The 16353-nt window shown below is 72.5% G+C and carries 14 protein-coding genes; 5 read left to right on the forward strand and 9 right to left on the reverse strand.

Annotation, left to right across the window (positions count from 1 at the left end; translation table 11 throughout):
* Window positions 1–9 precede the first annotated feature (9 nt).
* The 3 genes from EV371_RS23085 to EV371_RS23095 are packed head-to-tail and all read right to left on the reverse strand — an operon-like array spanning window position 10 to window position 3600.
* The gene (locus EV371_RS23085) at window positions 10–1038 is read right to left on the reverse strand and encodes an ABC transporter permease (RefSeq protein ID WP_130463901.1); all 1029 of its coding nucleotides are present in this window, start codon (window positions 1036–1038) and stop codon (window positions 10–12) included.
* The gene (locus EV371_RS23090; RefSeq protein ID WP_349339660.1) at window positions 1028–2086 is read right to left on the reverse strand and encodes an ABC transporter permease; all 1059 of its coding nucleotides are present in this window, start codon (window positions 2084–2086) and stop codon (window positions 1028–1030) included. Before EV371_RS23090 ends, EV371_RS23085 begins: the two co-directional genes overlap by 11 nt.
* Window positions 2083–3600: an ATP-binding cassette domain-containing protein gene (locus tag EV371_RS23095; protein ID WP_130463902.1), complete on the reverse strand. Its 1518-nt coding sequence runs from the start codon at window positions 3598–3600 to the stop codon at window positions 2083–2085. The genes EV371_RS23090 and EV371_RS23095 overlap by 4 nt, the downstream gene beginning before the upstream one ends.
* Window positions 3601–3915: 315 nt before the next feature.
* Here EV371_RS23095 and EV371_RS23100 point away from each other — a divergent pair, with 315 nt between their 5' ends.
* Complete coding sequence (locus EV371_RS23100) at window positions 3916–4944, forward strand: LacI family DNA-binding transcriptional regulator (protein ID WP_207230580.1); 1029 nt, start codon at window positions 3916–3918, stop codon at window positions 4942–4944.
* Between the two features lie 170 nt (window positions 4945–5114).
* Here EV371_RS23100 and EV371_RS23105 read toward each other — a convergent pair whose 3' ends face one another.
* From EV371_RS23105 to EV371_RS23115, 3 genes are all read right to left on the reverse strand, one after another.
* Window positions 5115–6539, reverse strand: a complete 1425-nt coding sequence (locus tag EV371_RS23105; RefSeq protein WP_130463903.1) for an MFS transporter — start codon at window positions 6537–6539, stop codon at window positions 5115–5117.
* A gap of 101 nt (window positions 6540–6640) precedes the next feature.
* Window positions 6641–7378, reverse strand: a complete 738-nt coding sequence (locus EV371_RS23110) for an isocitrate lyase/PEP mutase family protein (protein ID WP_130463904.1) — start codon at window positions 7376–7378, stop codon at window positions 6641–6643.
* On the reverse strand, window positions 7375–8037 hold the full coding sequence (locus EV371_RS23115) for a hypothetical protein (protein ID WP_130463905.1): 663 nt from the start codon (window positions 8035–8037) through the stop codon (window positions 7375–7377). Before EV371_RS23115 ends, EV371_RS23110 begins: the two co-directional genes overlap by 4 nt.
* A gap of 64 nt (window positions 8038–8101) precedes the next feature.
* On the opposite strand from EV371_RS23115, the gene EV371_RS23120 reads away from it, so the two are divergent.
* Both EV371_RS23120 and EV371_RS23125 read left to right on the forward strand, forming a co-directional pair.
* Window positions 8102–8800 carry a helix-turn-helix domain-containing protein gene (locus tag EV371_RS23120; RefSeq protein ID WP_130463906.1) on the forward strand — a complete coding sequence of 233 codons (699 nt, stop codon included), beginning with the start codon at window positions 8102–8104 and terminating at the stop codon, window positions 8798–8800.
* 95 nt (window positions 8801–8895) lie between these two features.
* Window positions 8896–9942, forward strand: a complete 1047-nt coding sequence (locus EV371_RS23125) for an SEC-C metal-binding domain-containing protein (RefSeq protein WP_130463907.1) — start codon at window positions 8896–8898, stop codon at window positions 9940–9942.
* A gap of 3 nt (window positions 9943–9945) precedes the next feature.
* On the opposite strand, the gene EV371_RS23130 is transcribed toward EV371_RS23125, so the two are convergent.
* Window positions 9946–10524, reverse strand: a complete 579-nt coding sequence (locus EV371_RS23130) for a TetR/AcrR family transcriptional regulator (RefSeq protein ID WP_130466152.1) — start codon at window positions 10522–10524, stop codon at window positions 9946–9948.
* A gap of 223 nt (window positions 10525–10747) precedes the next feature.
* Between EV371_RS23130 and EV371_RS23135 the strand changes: the two genes are divergently transcribed.
* Entirely contained in the window at window positions 10748–11677 is a 930-nt protein-coding gene (locus tag EV371_RS23135; protein ID WP_130463908.1) for an alpha/beta hydrolase, read from the forward strand.
* 54 nt (window positions 11678–11731) lie between these two features.
* Here the strand turns inward: EV371_RS23135 and EV371_RS23140 are convergent, their stop codons facing one another.
* Both EV371_RS23140 and EV371_RS23145 read right to left on the reverse strand, forming a co-directional pair.
* Window positions 11732–14275: a polysaccharide lyase family 8 super-sandwich domain-containing protein gene (locus EV371_RS23140; protein ID WP_130463909.1), complete on the reverse strand. Its 2544-nt coding sequence runs from the start codon at window positions 14273–14275 to the stop codon at window positions 11732–11734.
* 168 nt (window positions 14276–14443) lie between these two features.
* Window positions 14444–15679: a beta-ketoacyl-ACP synthase II gene (locus EV371_RS23145; protein WP_130463910.1), complete on the reverse strand. Its 1236-nt coding sequence runs from the start codon at window positions 15677–15679 to the stop codon at window positions 14444–14446.
* A 69-nt stretch (window positions 15680–15748) separates the two neighbouring features.
* Between EV371_RS23145 and EV371_RS23150 the strand changes: the two genes are divergently transcribed.
* Window positions 15749–16342, forward strand: a complete 594-nt coding sequence (locus EV371_RS23150) for a TetR/AcrR family transcriptional regulator C-terminal domain-containing protein (RefSeq protein ID WP_130463911.1) — start codon at window positions 15749–15751, stop codon at window positions 16340–16342.
* Window positions 16343–16353: the final 11 nt, after the last annotated feature.

Consider the following 16353-nt stretch of genomic DNA (forward strand, 5'->3'; position numbering starts at 1 on the left):
GGGAAGTGGTCAGGCGCCATCGGCGCCCGCCACCGGCGGTGCGGCAGGTCGTCGCCGTCGCATCCGCGCCCGGAGCATGCCGGCCGCGTTCGGCCCGACGACGGAGATGATCAGCAGGGTGCCGGTGACCACGGTCAGGGTGTCGGCCGGCACGTCGGCGAGTTGCAGGGCGTTGCGCAGGGTCATCAGCAGCAGTACCCCGGCGAGGACGCCCATCAGGGTGCCCCGGCCGCCGAAGATGGAGACGCCGCCGAGCAACACCGCCGCCACCACCGACAGTTCGAGCCCGGCTCCGTTGTCGGCGCGGGCGCTGGCGTACCGCATGGTCCAGAAGACTCCGGCGAGGGCGGCGACCGCGCCGGTGACGACGAAGAGCCAGAACTTGGTCCGGGCCACCGCGATGCCGGCGAAGGTGGCGGCCTGGTCGTTGTTGCCCATCGCGTAGAGGCCGCGACCGATCGGGGTGGCGTGCAGCAGTACCCCGAACCCGATCGCCAGGACGGCGAGCGGCACCACCACCCACGGCACCGTCGTGCCGGGCAGCGCCTCGATGGACTTGCCGGTCCAGCCGATCGGGAAGTCCGCGACCGCCCGGTCGCCGAGCACCACGTACGCCAGTCCCCGGTACAGCGCGAGGGTGCCGATCGTCACCGCCAGGGACGGCAGCCCGAACCCGGCGACGAAGAGCCCGTTCACCGCGCCGAGCAGGGCGCCGAGCAGCACCACCAGCGGTACGGTCAGCGCCAGCGGCAGGCCGGTCACCCAGAGCTGGCCGAGCACCGCGCTGGCCAGTCCCAGCGTGCTGGCTACCGACAGGTCGATCTCGCCGGTGATCACAACAAGCGTCATCGGCAGCGCGATCAGCGCGATCGGGACGACATCCAGCAGCAGGAAGCCCCAGAACCGGGCGGTGGCGAAGCCCTCGACCAGTACCGATGCGCCGATCACCACCACGGCCAGCACGACGATCACCAGCACGTCCCAGGTGCCGAACGTGGAAACCCAGCGGGCCGGCCGGCCCGTTCTCTCAGGCGCCACGGGCCTTCCTTCCTCGTAGCCGGCGGGCCACCCGTGCGGCGAGCGCCCGGTCCAATCCGATCGCGGCCAGGATCAGCGCCCCGACCACCGCCTGCTGCCAGAACGGATTCACCTTCAGCACCGGCAGGGCGCTGCCGATGGTGCTCAGCAGTACGGCGCCGAGCGCCGCCCCGTACACCGAGCCGCTGCCGCCGAAGATCGCCACTCCGCCGACCACCACCGCCGCGACCACGTTCAGCTCGATGCCGCTGCCGGCGGCCGCGTCGAGTGTGCCGTACCGGGCCGCGTAGAGCACCCCGGCCAGGCCGGCGAGCCCGCCGCTGACCACCAGCGCCCCGAACACCCGCCGGCCGACCGGGATCCCGTGCAGCCGGGCCGCCACCGGGTCGGAGCCGATCGCGTACAGTTCCCGGCCGCTGCGGTAGGACCTCAGGTAGAAGCCGGCGACGACCAGCACCGCCACCGCGAAGAGGGCGAGCAGGGGGATTCCGAGCAGGTCGGCGGTGCCCATCGACTTGAAGCCGTCGGGCATGTCGGCGGCGTTGATCTGCTGTCCCGCCGCCCACGAGTAGTCGACGCCCCGGAAGACGTAGAGGGTACCGAGGGTGACCACCAGGGCCGGCACCCGGGCCACCGCGATCAGCGCCCCGTTGACCACGCCGCAGAGCACGCCGAGTCCGACCCCGACCAGCACGGCGAGCGCGATCGGCGCGTCCGGCATCGCCAGGAACAGCTTTCCGGTCGCGAACGCGGCCAAGCCGAGCACCGACCCGACCGAGAGGTCGACGTTGCGGGTGATGATGACGATCGCCTGGCCGACCGCGAGCACCACCAGGATGGTGGCGCCGAGCATCAGGTCCCGGCGGCCCTGTCCGGAGAGGAATCTCGGGTTCACCGCCGTGGTCACCGCGATCAGCAGGATCAGCGCGAGTCCGATGCCGACCTCGCGGGCCACGAAGAGCCGGTGGCCGAGCCGGGTCCCGGGCCCGCCACCGCGGGCCCCGACCGCGGCGTCCGGCCCCGGGTCCGGGCGGGTCGTGGTCGTCACGGCGTCCCTCCCTGCCCGGTCGCGGCCAGCATCACCGACTCCTCGGTCGCCGCGTCCCGGGCAATCTCGCCGACCACCCGGCCCTCGTGCATCACCAGCACCCGGTCCGCCATGCCGAGCACCTCGGGCAGCTCGCTGGAGACCATCAACACCGCGACCCCCTCGCTCGCGAGCTGCGACATCAGCCGGTGCACCTCCGCCTTGGTACCGACGTCGATCCCCCGGGTCGGCTCGTCGACGATCAACACCTTCGGCATCGTGGCGAGCCACTTCGCCAGTACCACCTTCTGCTGGTTGCCGCCGGAGAGCGTGGAGACCGGGTCGTCGAGCCGTCCCGCCTTCACCCGCAACCGCCGCGTCCAGGTCCGCGCGGCGGTTCGTTCCGCGCCCCGGCCGAGCAGACCGCACCGGGCCAGCGGCCAGCGCCGGGTCAGCGTGGCGTTCCGTTCGATCGACAGCTCCATCACCAGCCCGTGCTGGCGGCGGTCCTCGGGCACCAGCGCCACCCCGGCGGCCATCGCCGCCGCCGGCCGGCTCCGGGGCAGCCGTACGCCGTCGACAAGCACCTCGCCCGCGTCGTACGGATCGATGCCGAAGACCGCCCGGACCACCTCGCTACGCCCCGCCCCGACCAGGCCGGCCAGCACCACGATCTCGCCCCGGCGTACCTCAAAGCCGACATCGGCGAAGACGCCGCGCCGGGTCAGCCCGCGCACCCGGAGGATGACCTCGCCGGCCTCGGTCGGCTGTTTCGGGTAGAGCTGCGAGATCTCCCGGCCGACCATCCGGCGCACCACTCTGGCCACGTCGAGGTCCCCGGTCGGGTCGGTCGAGACCCAGCGCCCGTCCCGCATCACGGTGATCCGCTGGCTGAGCGCGAAGACCTCGTCGAAGCGGTGCGAGATGAACAGGATCGCCGCGCCTGCCTCCCGCAACGACCGGACGACCGCGAAGAGTCGCTCCACCTCGATCCCCGACAGCGCCGCTGTCGGCTCGTCCATCACCAGCACCCGGGCCTCGAATGAGAGCGCTTTGGCGATCTCCACGAGCTGCTGGTCGGCGATGGAGAGCCCGCGCGCCGGCCGGTCCGGATCCAGCGGTACGCCGAGCCGGGCGAACAGCTCCGCCGCGCGTCGGCGCATCGCCGCGGAGTCGATCCGGCGCAGACCGCGCAGCGGTTGCCGACCCATGAAGATGTTCTCCGCCACGGACAGGTCCGGAAAGAGCGTCGGCTCCTGGTAGATCACCGCGATCCCGGCCGTCCGGGCATCGGCCGGACCGGTCAGGGCCAGCGGTGCACCGTCCATCGTCACCTCTCCGGCGTCCGGGGCGTGCACCCCGGCCAGGATCTTCACCAGGGTCGACTTGCCCGCGCCGTTCTCCCCGACCAGCGCGTGCACCTCGCCGGCCCGCAGTTCGAGGCGTCCGTCGGCGAGCGCCTGCACGGCGCCGAACGACTTCCGTACGCCGGACAGGGCCAGTCTCGCCGTACCCGGATCTGCGCGCTCGGGCATCCGGCCCTCCAGCCATGAAACGTTTCATCTCCAATGTGATGAAGACGCTAAGGGCCGACTTCCCGGCCGGTCAAGTCCCTGAAGGCGGTTACCGAATCGTTACTCCGAGGTAAGGCCTTTCCTTGCACCGAAACACCGCCCTGGACTGCACCGATGCCACGAGCGCCGACCCCGAACTCCCGGTCGGCGTCGAACGTCGGCGCCGGACAGGCCAGATTTGGTCAGGTACCCCCCGCCGCCAGAGCCGCCAGGAGTCCTTGACACGATTCAGTCGAGCGCGTCGACGCGGAGGAGGACAGCCGTGCGGGAGACCTCGTGGTGAGCATCCGCGACGTCGCCAGCCACGCGGGGGTCTCGATGGGCACCGTCTCCAACGTGCTCAACCAACCCGACCTGGTGTCGAGCGCGACCCGGGCCCGGGTCCTCGCGACGATCGACGAACTCGGCTTCGTACCCAACCACGCCGCCCGGCAACTGCGCCGGGGCCGGAGTCGGACCGTCGGCCTCGTCGTACTGGACGTGGCGAACCCGTTCTTCACCGACCTCGCCAAGGGCGTCGAGGACACCATCGGCACCGCCGGGATGGCACTGATCTTCTGCAACAGCGACGGCGACCAGACCCGGGAGGACGCCTACCTCGACCTGCTCAGGGAGCAGCGGGTGCGGGGCGTACTCATCACCCCGGTCGACGACGCCAGCGCCCGGCTGCTCCGGCTGCGCGACCGTGGCGTCCACGTCGTACTGCTGGACCGGCGGTCCCGCAACGCCGACCTCTGCTCCGTCTCGGTGGACGACCGGCTCGGCGGCGAACTTGCGGTACGTCACCTGCTGGAGGCGGGGCACCGACGCATCGCCTTCGTGGGCGGCCCGGTCCGGCTGCAACAGGTACGCGACCGGCACGCCGGTGCGATCCGGGCGATGACCGACGGCGGACTCGACCACGACAGCCTGCTCTGGCTCGACACCTCGGCCTCGACCGTCACCGCCGGCCGGGACGCCGCGGCCCGGCTGCTCGGCGCACCCAGGGAGAACCGGGCCACGGCGGTGTTCTGCGCCAACGACCTGCTGGCGCTCGGCGTCCTCCAGGAGCTGACCCGGCAGCGCATTCGGGTCCCCGAGGACATCGCCCTGGTCGGCTACGACGACATCGAGTTCGCCGCCGCGGCGGCCATACCGCTGACCTCGGTACGCCAACCTCGGCAGCGGCTCGGCCAGACCGCCGCCGCGCTGCTGCTCGGCGAGGTCGACGAGGCGGCCGCACACCGGCACCAGCAGGTCGTCTTCGAACCCGAACTCGTCGTCCGGGAATCCAGCCACCGCCTGGCCGGCCGGTCTGGCGGGTGACCGCTGTTGATCTTCCACGTCGCGTCCACGGCCGGTGTGGTTCGATGCTGCTCACTCGTCGACGGGTAACACCAACGGCGCGGTGCGGCGCGTGCTCTGAGATGCGCGCACGGCGACGACGCGACCGGTCGCCCCGGGGTCAGCCACGGCCTCCGGGTGGCCGGTCGCCGCTACGGGGCGACGCCGGACGGATTCAGCTCCGGCTCGCCCGACCGCGTCCCGGTCGCCGGCCCCGCCATGAACCGCCGGCTCAACCGCCGGTACGGGCCACTGCGCAGCGCCAGTCCGGTGGCGACCAGGCCGACGATGCCGGTCAGCACGAACACCAGGGCGAGTCCACGGTCGGCCCCGGTGCCGAACCAGTCGCCGATCAGTCGGGCACCGGACCCGTCGGTCATGAACGGGATGAAGACGAACTGTGCGATCGGAGAGATCAGGAACGCGGTCAGCGGCGAGGCGGCCTGCTCGACGCTCTGCGCGAAGCCGAAGACCCGACCCTGCCGCTCGTACGGCACCACCTTCTGCAGGATCGTCTGCTCGGCGGCCTCCGCGTACGGGACGACCAGCATGTAGACGTAGAGCCCGACGACGAGCAGCACGATCGAGGATCGCAGTGGGAACAGCATGGTGACCGCCCACAGCACCAGGTTGACCAGCAACAGCAGCCGGAGCGGGTTCCGGCCCAGGCCGGTCCGGGCGATGAGCAGCCCGCCGACGATGAAGCCCGTGCTCAACAGCCCCCAGAGCAGCCCCCAGGTCTGCACCGAGACCAGCGACAGCCCGTAAGCGTCCATCAGCGCCATGAAGACGCCACCCAGCAGGTTGTTGAAGGCCGAGAAGAGAATCAGGGCGGTCAGCCCCGGCACCTCGCGGACCACCCGGACGGTGCCGCGCAGGTCCACCGCGCGCTTCGGCGCGGCCGCCGGCTCGGCGGTGACCAGCGGTTCCCCGGGTACCGCCGGCCCGACGGCGGGGGCCGGCGCCGACGGCCGGTCCGGTACCGGGACGAGGGCCAGGTGCAGCACGGCGAGCCCGATCACCGTCAGTGCCAGGACCAGCACCCAGAACATCCCGCCGATCGCCACCAGTACGCCGCTGATCACCGACGTCACCAGGAAACCCACCCCGGTGGTACTGCCGACCAGGCCGTTGGCCCGGTCCCTGGTCTCCTCCTCGATCAACACGGTGACCAGGGTCGGCAGGGCGATGGTCCGGATGTTGCCCGCGATGACCCCGATCATCACCAGCACGACCAGGATCCAGAGCGGCACGCTCGCCGGGTCGCCGAACGAGCCGTGCGGGGCGAGCCGGTACACCACCATGGCCACGGCGTACAGCGCGAGCGACACCACCGCCGACGCCTGCATCACCGTCTTCTTCCGGTGATGGTCGACCAGGCTGCCAAACCAGATGCCGGTCAGCGCCGTCAGTACCAGGAAGATCCCGGAGATCACCCCGGTGGCGAAGACCGATCGGGTCTCCAGGTAGACGTAGAAGGTGATCGCGAACCAGACGGTGTAGTTGACCACCGACACCAGCAGCGTGTTGCCGAGTAGCTGGTAGAAGGTGGTTCGGTCCCCCCGGATCGCGCTCATGCGGACGACCCTACGATCTGAACCTAACTTAATGTCGAGCCTTTTCCGACCGCTCCGGCCCCGAGCCGTCGGCGTCCGTCACCCCGCCGCCGGCCCGGCGTTCACCCCGCCGCCGGCCCGGCGTTCACCGCCGCGTACGACGGCAGGTCCGATCGGACGGCGAGGCCGTCGCGAACCGCCACCGCGGTCTGCGCGGAGGCGGCCAGGGCGGCCCGGAAGATCAGCGAACCGGTACTGATCCGCCGTACCCCCAGATCGGCCAGGGCGGTGACGGTGTGCCGGCCGGGCAGGAAGAGGACGTTGACCGGCACGTCGACCGCGGCCACCACGGCGGCGATGTCGGCCGGCTCGGCGAGGCCGGGAACGAAGACGCCGTCGGCGCCGCTGTCCGCGTACCGCCGCACCCGGCGCAGCGTCTCGGCCAGGTCTCCGGGCCGCTGCCAGAACGTGTCGGTCCGGGCGTTGACGAACAGGTGCGGCACCTCCCGCTTCACCGACCGGATCAACGCGGCGTGGTCCGCCACCGGGCCCATGGCGTCCTCCAGGTTGACCCCGACCGCCCCGGCCTCGGCCACCGCGGCCGCGGCACCGACCGAGCCTCCCTCGAGGTCGACGCTGAGCAGTACGGGAAGCGCCGCCAGGCTGCGGGCGAGGCGCAGCGTCCCGGCCTCGGTGGCACCGAGCCCGTCCGGCAGGCCGGCCGCCGCCGCGACGCCGAGACTCGTGGTGCCGATCGCGGAAAAGCCGGCGGTGACCAGGGTACGGGCCGAGGCCACGTCCCAGGCGTTCGGCAGCACGAGCGGGGCACCCCTGCGGTGGAGTGCGGCGAAGCCGGTCACCGCAGGGCCGCCTCGACGAGGGCGAGGGCGTGCGCCCGGCCGGGGCAGCGGCGCGCTCCGGCGCCGAAGGCCAGGTCGCCGGCGAGGCCGACCCACACCACCTCGCCGGCTTCGATCGTGACGCCGCCGACGGTGGTGGTGACCAACGCCTGCCGCCTGGTCTGCGGAACCGGCGGCTCGTCGCGCAGTACGTCCTCGACCCGGCGGTGCCGGGCCCGTTCGGTCAGCGCGACGGTGGCCTCGCACGCCTGCACCAGCACCCCGATGCGGGCCGCGGTCGGCTCGTCGCGGAGACCGCCAAGCAACGTGACCAGCCGGTCGACGGCGGCGTCGGCCCGGGGCTCGTCTCCGGTGCCCGGCTGGTACGCCTGCGCGACGTCCCGAACCAGCTCGACCACCGGCCCCTCGATGCCCATCCCACGGGCGAGGATGGCAACCGGATGCGCCGGGCCGGCGGCCCGGAGGATCTCGGGCGGGATCGCGTCCAGGATGGCGACGGCCAGTGCCCGCCGTCGCCGGTGTGCCTCGCCGGTGCTGAACCGGCCGACCGTGGCGCGGAGCCAGCCGACTCCGGTGCGGGCGGGCGGGACCGGTGGCACCACGAAGGTCGGGTCGGTCAGGACTGCGAGGGCGGCGTCGTGGCCGCTGATCCGCTGCATGAGCCGCAACCTACGGCCACCATCGTTCGGCGGCGGCCGAAGTATCGCCGCCTAGACTGGGTGGGTGATCTCGGCCTCGAACCTGGCGTCGCTGGCGGGACTGCTGGCTGACGAGACCCGGGCCGCCATCTGCCTGGCGCTGCTCGACGGCCGCGCGTGGACCGCCGGCGAGCTGGCCGCGCACACCCGGGTCGCGCCCTCCACCGCGACCGGGCACCTGCACCGCCTCGTCGACGGCGGCCTGCTCGTGCAACGGCGCCAGGGACGGCACCGGTACGTGCAGCTCGCCGATCCCTCGGTCGCACATCTGCTGGAGAGTCTGGTGGCCGGGCTCGACCTCCGCCCGGCCCCGCCGCGAGGTCTGCGGGCGGCGACCGCGAGCGCCGCACTGCGGCGCGGCCGGACCTGTTACGACCATCTCGCCGGACGGCTCGGCGTCGCGGTGACCGACGCGATGACCGGGGCCGGGCTGCTGGACCAGCGCGGCGGTTTCGCCCTGACCCCGGCCGGGCTCGGCTGGCTCACCGAAACGCTCGGCGTGCGTCCGGCAGCGCTGAGGTCCGGCAATCGGCCCCTCGCACGTGGCTGCCTGGACTGGACGGAACGGCGGCAGCACCTCGCCGGGTCGGCCGGGGCGCGACTCTGCGAGACGTTCCTCGGCAACGGCTGGATAGCCCGGATCGGGTCCGGCCGCGCGGTGCGCCCCACCCCGAGCGGCCGGGCCGCGCTGCGGGACCTCCTGGGGCTCACCGACCTCGACTGAGGTGGTCGTCCCGCCGACACCCCGCCCGCCTCCCGTGCGGCGGGTTACACCCTGACCACGCCGGTCGTGGCGTCCTGCCGCAGTACCGTGAAGCCGTGCCGACGAAAGACATTCTCACCAGTGCAGACCTGAGCGATCTGCGACGGTCCGCGCTCGGCTCGGCCGACCCGCTGGGCATCGCCGCCGAGTTGGCCGAGGCGGTCGAGCAGGGGCGGCTCGCGGATCCGGCGGACGCCGGTCGGGCGCTGACGCTGGCCGCCGAAATCGCCGAGACCCGGGCGAAGCTCGACGCCGCGCGGCGGTACGCGGACCGCGCCGTCGCGGCGTACCGGGACAACACCGAGCCGGACGCCGGTTTCGCCCGGGCGCTGCACGCGCGGATCCTGTTCCGGACCGGCCGTGCCGACGAGGCGCTCGCCGAGCTCACCTCGCTACGGCCGCTCCTTGATTCCCAGCCCGACGCGGCCGCGTACCTCAGCGCGGCGCTGGACGTCGGCGGCCGGACCGACCTGGCCGAGCAATGGCTGACCGAGGCGGTGGAAACCGCGCTGCGCAACCGGGCCACCCCGAACGCCACCGCGACCGCCGAGGCTGACGACACCACCGCGACCGCCGAACCGGGCATGCGGGAAGCCTCCGGGCTCCTCTTCTTCCTGTTGCAACAGCGCCACCGGGTACGCCGTGAACTCGACCTGCCGCACGACCAGAACGACAACCTGGCCGACCGGCTGGAGAACGAACTGTTCCGCGAGGCGACCACGGCGGCGGAGTCGGGCCCGGAGGCCCGGCTCTTCCTGCCCGAGGGCGAGTTCGACCTCCTTCGGTCGCGCTGGCCCGAGCTGGCCGAGAGGCTCGGCCAGGACTGGGCTGGGCACCGGGCCCGGGTCCAGCGGGAACTGGTCCGGCTGACCGAATCGGGCCGGATCGGACTCGGCCCGCTGCGCGGCTCGACGGAGGGACTGGCCGGATACGCCGAACGCACCGGCGCGGACCCGACGAGCGAGCCGGCCCGGGCCGGCTACGCGGCGGAACTCGCCGGGCGGGGTGACGAGCTTCCCTGGCCGCCGGAACGGAACGAGGCGTGCTGGTGTGGATCGGGCAGCAAGTACAAGAAGTGCTGCCTGCCGCGTAGCCGCGGCTGACGGTCAGGTAAGGCGCAGCCCGGCGAGGAGAACCTCGACCATCCGACGGGCGTCGTACCGCGGGTCCCGGTCCGCGCCGATGCAGAGGTTGCCGACCCCCCGCATCAGGGCGAAGGCCTCGATGCCGGAACCGATCTCCCCTGCCCTGACCGCGGCGTCGAGCAGCTCGGCGCAGACCGGCACCAGCCGGTCGAGGAAGTAGGCGTGCAGGGCCGCGAAGGCGGCATCGTCGGACTGCAGCGCCTCGGCAAGCCCGTGCTTGGTGACCAGGAAGTCTACGAAGAGATCGATCCAGCGGACCAGGGCGCCGTGCGCCGAGCCGCCGCTCGCCAGCAGGGCCGGGCCCGCCTGGACGCATGCCTCGACCTGGTGCCGGTAGACGGCGACGATGAGATCGGCCCTGGTCGGGAAGTGCCGGTAGATCGTGGCGACGCCGACGCCGGCCCTGGCCGCGATGTCCCGTACGGGCACGTCGACGCCGGAGGCGACGAAGGCCGCGGCGGCCGCTTCGAGCAGGGTCCCCTCGTTGCGCCGGGCGTCGGCCCGCTTCGGACGGGCCGCCGATGCCGGTCCGCTGCCGATCTCAGTCACTGCGCCGTTGCCTCCGTCACTCGGCTTGCTAACCGGAACGCCGTTCCGTATCGTCTAAACGGAACATGGATCCGGTACCCATGCTGCCAGAGCGGCCCTCCCCTGACCAACCGGGCCTCGCAGCGCCACCACCGACCGCACCCCTCGAACCGCACCCCTCGAACCGCACTAACCGCACCTCACACCCCGCACCTCGGCTCGCAAGGAGAATCCCATGTGCCACCCCGACGAACTCGTCAGCGCGCCCGTTCCGGTCGTCTCGATCCGCCCGGTACCGCTGCCGGCCCCGGGCCGCGACGAGGACCTCCGGGTGCGGGTCTCGGCTCCCACGACCGGCGACGGACTGCCCGTCATCGTCTTCTCCCATGGCTTCGGCGGATCGCTGGACAGCTACGCCCCGCTGGTCGACTTCTGGGCCGCACACGGTTTCGTGGTCGTCCAGCCCACCCACCTCGACTCGCGGACCCTGGACGTCCCGCCGGACGACCCACGCCACCCGCTGATCTGGCGGTTCCGGGTCGACGACCTGATCCGCGTCGTCGACCACCTGGACCGGATCGAAGCCGCCGTTCCCGGCCTCGCCGGACGCATCGACCGCAGCCGCGTCGCCGCAGCCGGCCACTCGTGGGGCGCCCAGACGGCCAGCATGCTGCTGGGCGCACGGGTCCTGGACGCCCGGGGCGTGCCGGGCGAGGATCTGGCCGACCCGAGGATCCGGGCGGGCGTACTGCTCGCCGCACCCGGCACCGGTGGCGCCGACCTGACGCCGTTCGCCGCCGAACACCTCTCCTTCATGAACCCGGACTTCACCGGGATGACCACACCGGCCCTGGTGGTCGCGGGCGACAAGGACCGGTCCGCCCTGACCGTCCGGGGGCCCGAGTGGTTCACCGATCCGTACTTCCTGAGCCCTGGCCCCAAGAGCCTGCTCACCCTCTTCGGCGCGGAGCACTCGCTGGGCGGAATCTCCGGGTACGACTCGACGGAGACGACGGACGAGAGCCCCGAACGGGTCGCCCTGGTCCAGCGGCTCAGTTGGGCCTTCCTCCGCAGCGCGCTGTACCCCGCCGACCCCAGCTGGTCGGTGGCAAGTGCCAAGCTGACCGAGCGCACCGATCCGCTAGGCCATGTCGAAGCCCGGTGACGCTCGGAGCGCCCGGACGGGGCCGATCCCGGAGGCAAGCGCGCCCGACGTGGGTCAGCGCAGCTCAACCCGGAGGCTGCGGCCGTACGCCTGCCGGGTGTGGGCCTCGATCCGGGTGCCGCCGGCAACCCGGCGGACCCGGATCCCGTCGTCTGCCGAGACCACCCGGCGCCAGCGACCGCGCAGCGTCACCGAGACCGTGCCGCGGTCCGTGGTCGGGTCCGCGACCGCGACCGCGACGCTGCCGTCCCGGGCCTGCCGGAACAGCACCGAGGCCGGGCCGTCGACCACCAGCCGGTCGGCGGCGTGCCGGCCGGGCGTGAAGGCGTTCGCGGCGACCAGTCCCAGCCCGGCGTGCCGGACCGCCTGGAATCGGGTGTCGTTCGCCAGCACCCGGACCGGCCTGCCCCGGTACGCCCGCAGCCGGTGCTCCGAGGCGTTCGGCACCAGGGCGTACGCCAGCGAGCCGAGTGGCGCACCGGCGGCCTGCTCCACCGAGACGGAGAAGACCCGCTTGCGCACCATCGTGTCCGGGTTGGCGGTCCGGACCACCCGGCGACTGCGGGTCACCACCTCGGTGCTGACCGTCGGCGGCGGCCCGGCCAGGAAGACGTAGCCCACCGAGGCCTGCCCGGCGGCGTTTGCGTAGCGCAGCCAGGCCAGCGGGGCGGTACCGGTGCCGGTGAAGGGCCGGCCGTCGCGCAGCCGCCCGCTCACCGTCACCGGATCGGACTCCTCGGCGATCCGGCTGTCGATCGTCGTGCTGACCGCCCGGCCGGCCGGATCGCCGACCCCGGCGGCGAGCACCACGATCTCGTCGTCGAAGAGGAACCACGACTTGGTGGCACTGGCGTTGCGGTACGCGACGAAGTCGTCCGGGAGCTGACCGGCCCGCTTCGCGGCGTACGCGGCGTCGTCGGACTGGACCAGCCCGGCGGCCCCGTAGCTGTCCAGGGTGGCGCCGCCGGAGTAGCGGTTGGTGCCGCGCGGGAAGTAGACGTAGGTGTTCTGCGACTCCGACGACGCGGTGAAGCCGCGCGCCGGGTTGTCGTACCAGGCGGTGCCGTACAGCTCGGGGACGGTGTGCCGGTGCTCGACCGGCGCGGTGACCCCGGCCAGCCGGTACGGCGAGACGGTGGTGAAGTAGTCCACCCCGTACGCCTGGGTCTGGTCCTGCCCGGCGAGGTAGAGGTAGTACGCCCCGTCCCCCTGGAACCACGGCCTCAGGTTCTCGCCGCTCATGTACTCGTACTTGCTGATCCGGTCGGAGCTGCGGGCGAGCGCGAAGGCGTAGCCGGGGCGGCGGTGCACGGTCCGGTCCATGGCGTTGAACGCGACGCTGCGCCGGGCGGGGTTCAGGTCGGCCGCCGGGATCGCGGCGTCGGCCATGATGTCGGCGTACCGGGCGATGCTGACCGGGGAGACGAAGGTGCTCGGGTCGAGCGCGGCCCGCGAGGTCTGCCGGACGAACTTGACGTAGCCGGCCAGCGCACGGGCGTCGGCACCGCTGGCGTGGCCGGAGAGGTCGACGACCGCCTCCAGCACGCCCGCCACGTCGGCGTAGCCGGTGGTGGTCCGGGAGACCGCCCGGCCCTTGACGATCTCCATCATCCAGCCCTCGAAGATCAGCGGGGCGAACCCGTCGACCACCCAGCCCCGGACCACGTCGACCAGCTCCGCACCCTGGACGTAGCCGGTCCCGTGCAGGATCTTGACGGTCTGCACCACCCGGGCCAGCAGGTTCCGGCCGTACGAGCCGGTGTAGGCGACCGAGGCGTGCTGGATGAACGACCCGTCGGCGTAGTAGCCGTCGGTGACGCCGTGCACCAGGGCGTACGGGTCGATGGTGGCGAAGACGGTGAACTGGTCGGCCAGTGCCTTGCTGATCCGGGCGTCGTCGCCGAGGACGGCGCCCTGGAGGACCCGGTTGGTGGTGATGTCGGCGAGGTTGGCGCCGGTGTGGAACCGCGAGTCGAGGTCGACGTCACCGTCCTTCCCGTTGCGCAGGTACGCGTCCATGGCGGTCACGTAGGCCTCGACCAGCTCCGGCCGGTACGCCGCCATCTCGTCGGCGAGCAGCACGAGGGTCCGGCTGACGTGGTTGGAGATCCCGATCTCCCAGCTGTACCAGTTGCCGTAGTAGCCGGCCGCCTGGTCGCCGTAGTAGCGCTCGTACAGCCAGCCGAGTCCGTCGACGACCCGGCGTCGCAGGGCGGTGTCACCGTCGAGGCTGCCGCCGGGGACCCGGGTGGCAAGGGCGATCTCGTAGAGGTACCGGAACGACGTGGTCAGGTTGGGATCGCTGCTGCCCAGCGGTACACCCTGGAACAGCTCCCCCGGTCCGGCGCCCGCCCAGGCGTCGAGCCTTGCCCGGGCCGTCGAGTCGATGGCCGCGAGCTTGGCGGCGACCTCGGGCCGGGTGTTCGAATCGGCGGTACCGGCGAAGATCGCGACCGTGTTGCCGAGCAGTACGTCGTGCTCGGCCGCGGCGGGCCCTCGATCCGGCGGGGTCGCGGCTCTCGCCCGCAACGGCGTGACCAGCGCCAGCAGGCCGGCGGCGGGGATCGTCGACAGGACGGCGCGGCGGGAGACTGGCACGGCGAACGCTCCAAGATCGACGGTAAAGTCTTGCCGAATTCAACCAACCTCCGTGAAACTTTTCAACCTTCCGGGGTCGCGTGGTTGCCGTCGTTCGACGTGGGGGCGTGTCCGTCAGACGGCAGGTTCGCCATGCACGGTCGATGTCCCGTCGGCCGGAGCCGACGGTCAGTTGGCGGTGAACAGCAGCGAGACGTTCTGTCCCCCGAACCCGAACGAGTTGCAGATCGCCGCGTCGAGCCGCTGCTCACGCGGCCCCTCGCTGGCCACCTCCAACCGGACCTCGGGATCCTTGCGGTCCAGGTTGAGCGTCGGCGGGATCACTCCGTTGGCGACCGAGAGCAGGGTGAGGATGCCCTCCACGGCGCCGGCCGCGCCGACCAGGTGACCGAGGCTCGACTTCGGCGCGGTGAGGATCACGTCGTCGCCGAGCGCCTGCTGGATCGCGCTCGCCTCCCCGACATCGCCGACGACCGTGGAGGTGGCGTGGCAGTTGACGTGCCCCACATCGCCCGGTCGCAGCCCGGCGTCGGCCACCGCATTGCGGATCGCCCGGATCTGCCCGGCACCGGTCGGGTCAGGACCGGTGATGTGGTGCGCGTCGGCGGTGATGCCGTAGCCGGCGAGCCGGCCGAGCACCCGGGCATTCCGGCCCGCCGCGAAGTCCGCCCGCTCCAGGACCATCATTCCGGCCCCCTCGCCGAGCACGAAGCCGTCGCGGTCCACGTCGAACGGTCGGGAGGCCCGTTCCGGCTCGTCGTTGCGCTTGGACAGGGTGCGCGCCTGGGCGAAGCCGGCGATGGTCAGTGGGGTGATCGCCGCCTCCGCACCACCGGCGATCACCACGTCGGCCTCGCCGGAGCGGATCAGCCGGACGGCCAGCGCCAGGGCCTCGGCGCCGGACGCACAGGCCGAGACGGTGGTGTAGACGCCGGCCCGGGCGCGGAACTCCAGGCTGACCCAGGCCGCCGGCCCGTTCGGCATCAGCATCGGCACGGTGAGCGGGGAGATCCGGGCCGGACCTCTCTGCTCCAGCAGGTCATCCTGGTCGAGCAGGGTGTTGACGCCACCGATCCCGGTGCCGATCACCACGGCCAGGCGGAGCGGATCGACCTCCGGACTGCCGGCGTCGGCCCAGGCCTGCCGGGCGGCGACCAGCGCGGCCTGCTGACAGCGGTCCATCCGGCGTGCCTGCACCCGGGTCAGCGCCGAGTCCGGCGAGACGGTCATCGGAGCGGCGATCCTGGTCGGCAGGTCGTCGCTGTGCGCGAACGACGCCACCAGGTCGTCGATCCGGCGTACGCCGGAACGCCCGTCGAGCATGCCCTGCCAGAGGGAGTCGACGTCCCCACCGAGCGGGGTGGTGGCGCCGAGTCCGGTGACGACCGCCTCCCGGCCGCTCATGCTGACTCCTCCTCGTCGTCGCGGTGTGCCGGCTTGCCTGCCGTTAGTTGTATCCCATACAACTATGACATGGCCACCGAGCCGCCCCGGGCCCGTGGCCGGCGCACCCGGGCACAGATCCTCGATCACGCCGCGGCGCTCTTCGCCGAGCGCGGCTTCGACGCGGTGAGCGTGGCCGAGATCGCCGCCGCCGCCTCGGCCCACCCGCACCAGATCACCTACTACTTCGGCTCCAAGGACGGGCTGTTCGTGCATGCCGCGTTCATGCTGCTGCTCCGGGACGCCGAACGGCTGGAGCCGGTCGGCCGGCGCCGGCGCACCCCCACCGCATTCCGAACCGCACTGGCCCGGAGCGCGCTGACCCTGCCCGCGGTGCCGATCGCGGTGCAGGCGATGTCGATCACCCGACGCCGCCCGGAGCTGCGACCGGTGGCCGAGCAGAGCCTCACCGTGCTGTTCCGCAAGGCGCAGAGCTATCTCGTCGCGATCCTCGACCGGCACGGCTGGGTGATCGACCGTCCCGCCGACGTCGAGGCCCGCACCTTCTGGAGCACCGTCCTCGGCGCCCGGCTGATCTCGGAGTCCGGCTTCGACGGCCGCGCCGACGACATCGACCTGGCCGGTGTGCTCACCGTCCGGGCTCCGGCCGACCCGGCACGGTGACGGCCAGGCCG

This window comes from Plantactinospora sp. CNZ321 (genome assembly GCF_004217235.1).

What these genes read in the sequence shown, in the direction of transcription:
- EV371_RS23145 (WP_130463910.1), bottom strand. Translation starts at nt 15,679, where the DNA reads ATGAGCGGCCGGGAGGCGGTCGTCACCGGACTCGGCGCCACCACCCCG.
- EV371_RS23135 (WP_130463908.1), top strand. Translation starts at nt 10,748, where the DNA reads ATGTGCCACCCCGACGAACTCGTCAGCGCGCCCGTTCCGGTCGTCTCG.
- EV371_RS23105 (WP_130463903.1), bottom strand. Translation starts at nt 6,539, where the DNA reads ATGAGCGCGATCCGGGGGGACCGAACCACCTTCTACCAGCTACTCGGC.
- EV371_RS23150 (WP_130463911.1), top strand. Translation starts at nt 15,749, where the DNA reads ATGGCCACCGAGCCGCCCCGGGCCCGTGGCCGGCGCACCCGGGCACAG.
- EV371_RS23115 (WP_130463905.1), bottom strand. Translation starts at nt 8,037, where the DNA reads ATGCAGCGGATCAGCGGCCACGACGCCGCCCTCGCAGTCCTGACCGAC.
- EV371_RS23095 (WP_130463902.1), bottom strand. Translation starts at nt 3,600, where the DNA reads ATGCCCGAGCGCGCAGATCCGGGTACGGCGAGACTGGCCCTGTCCGGC.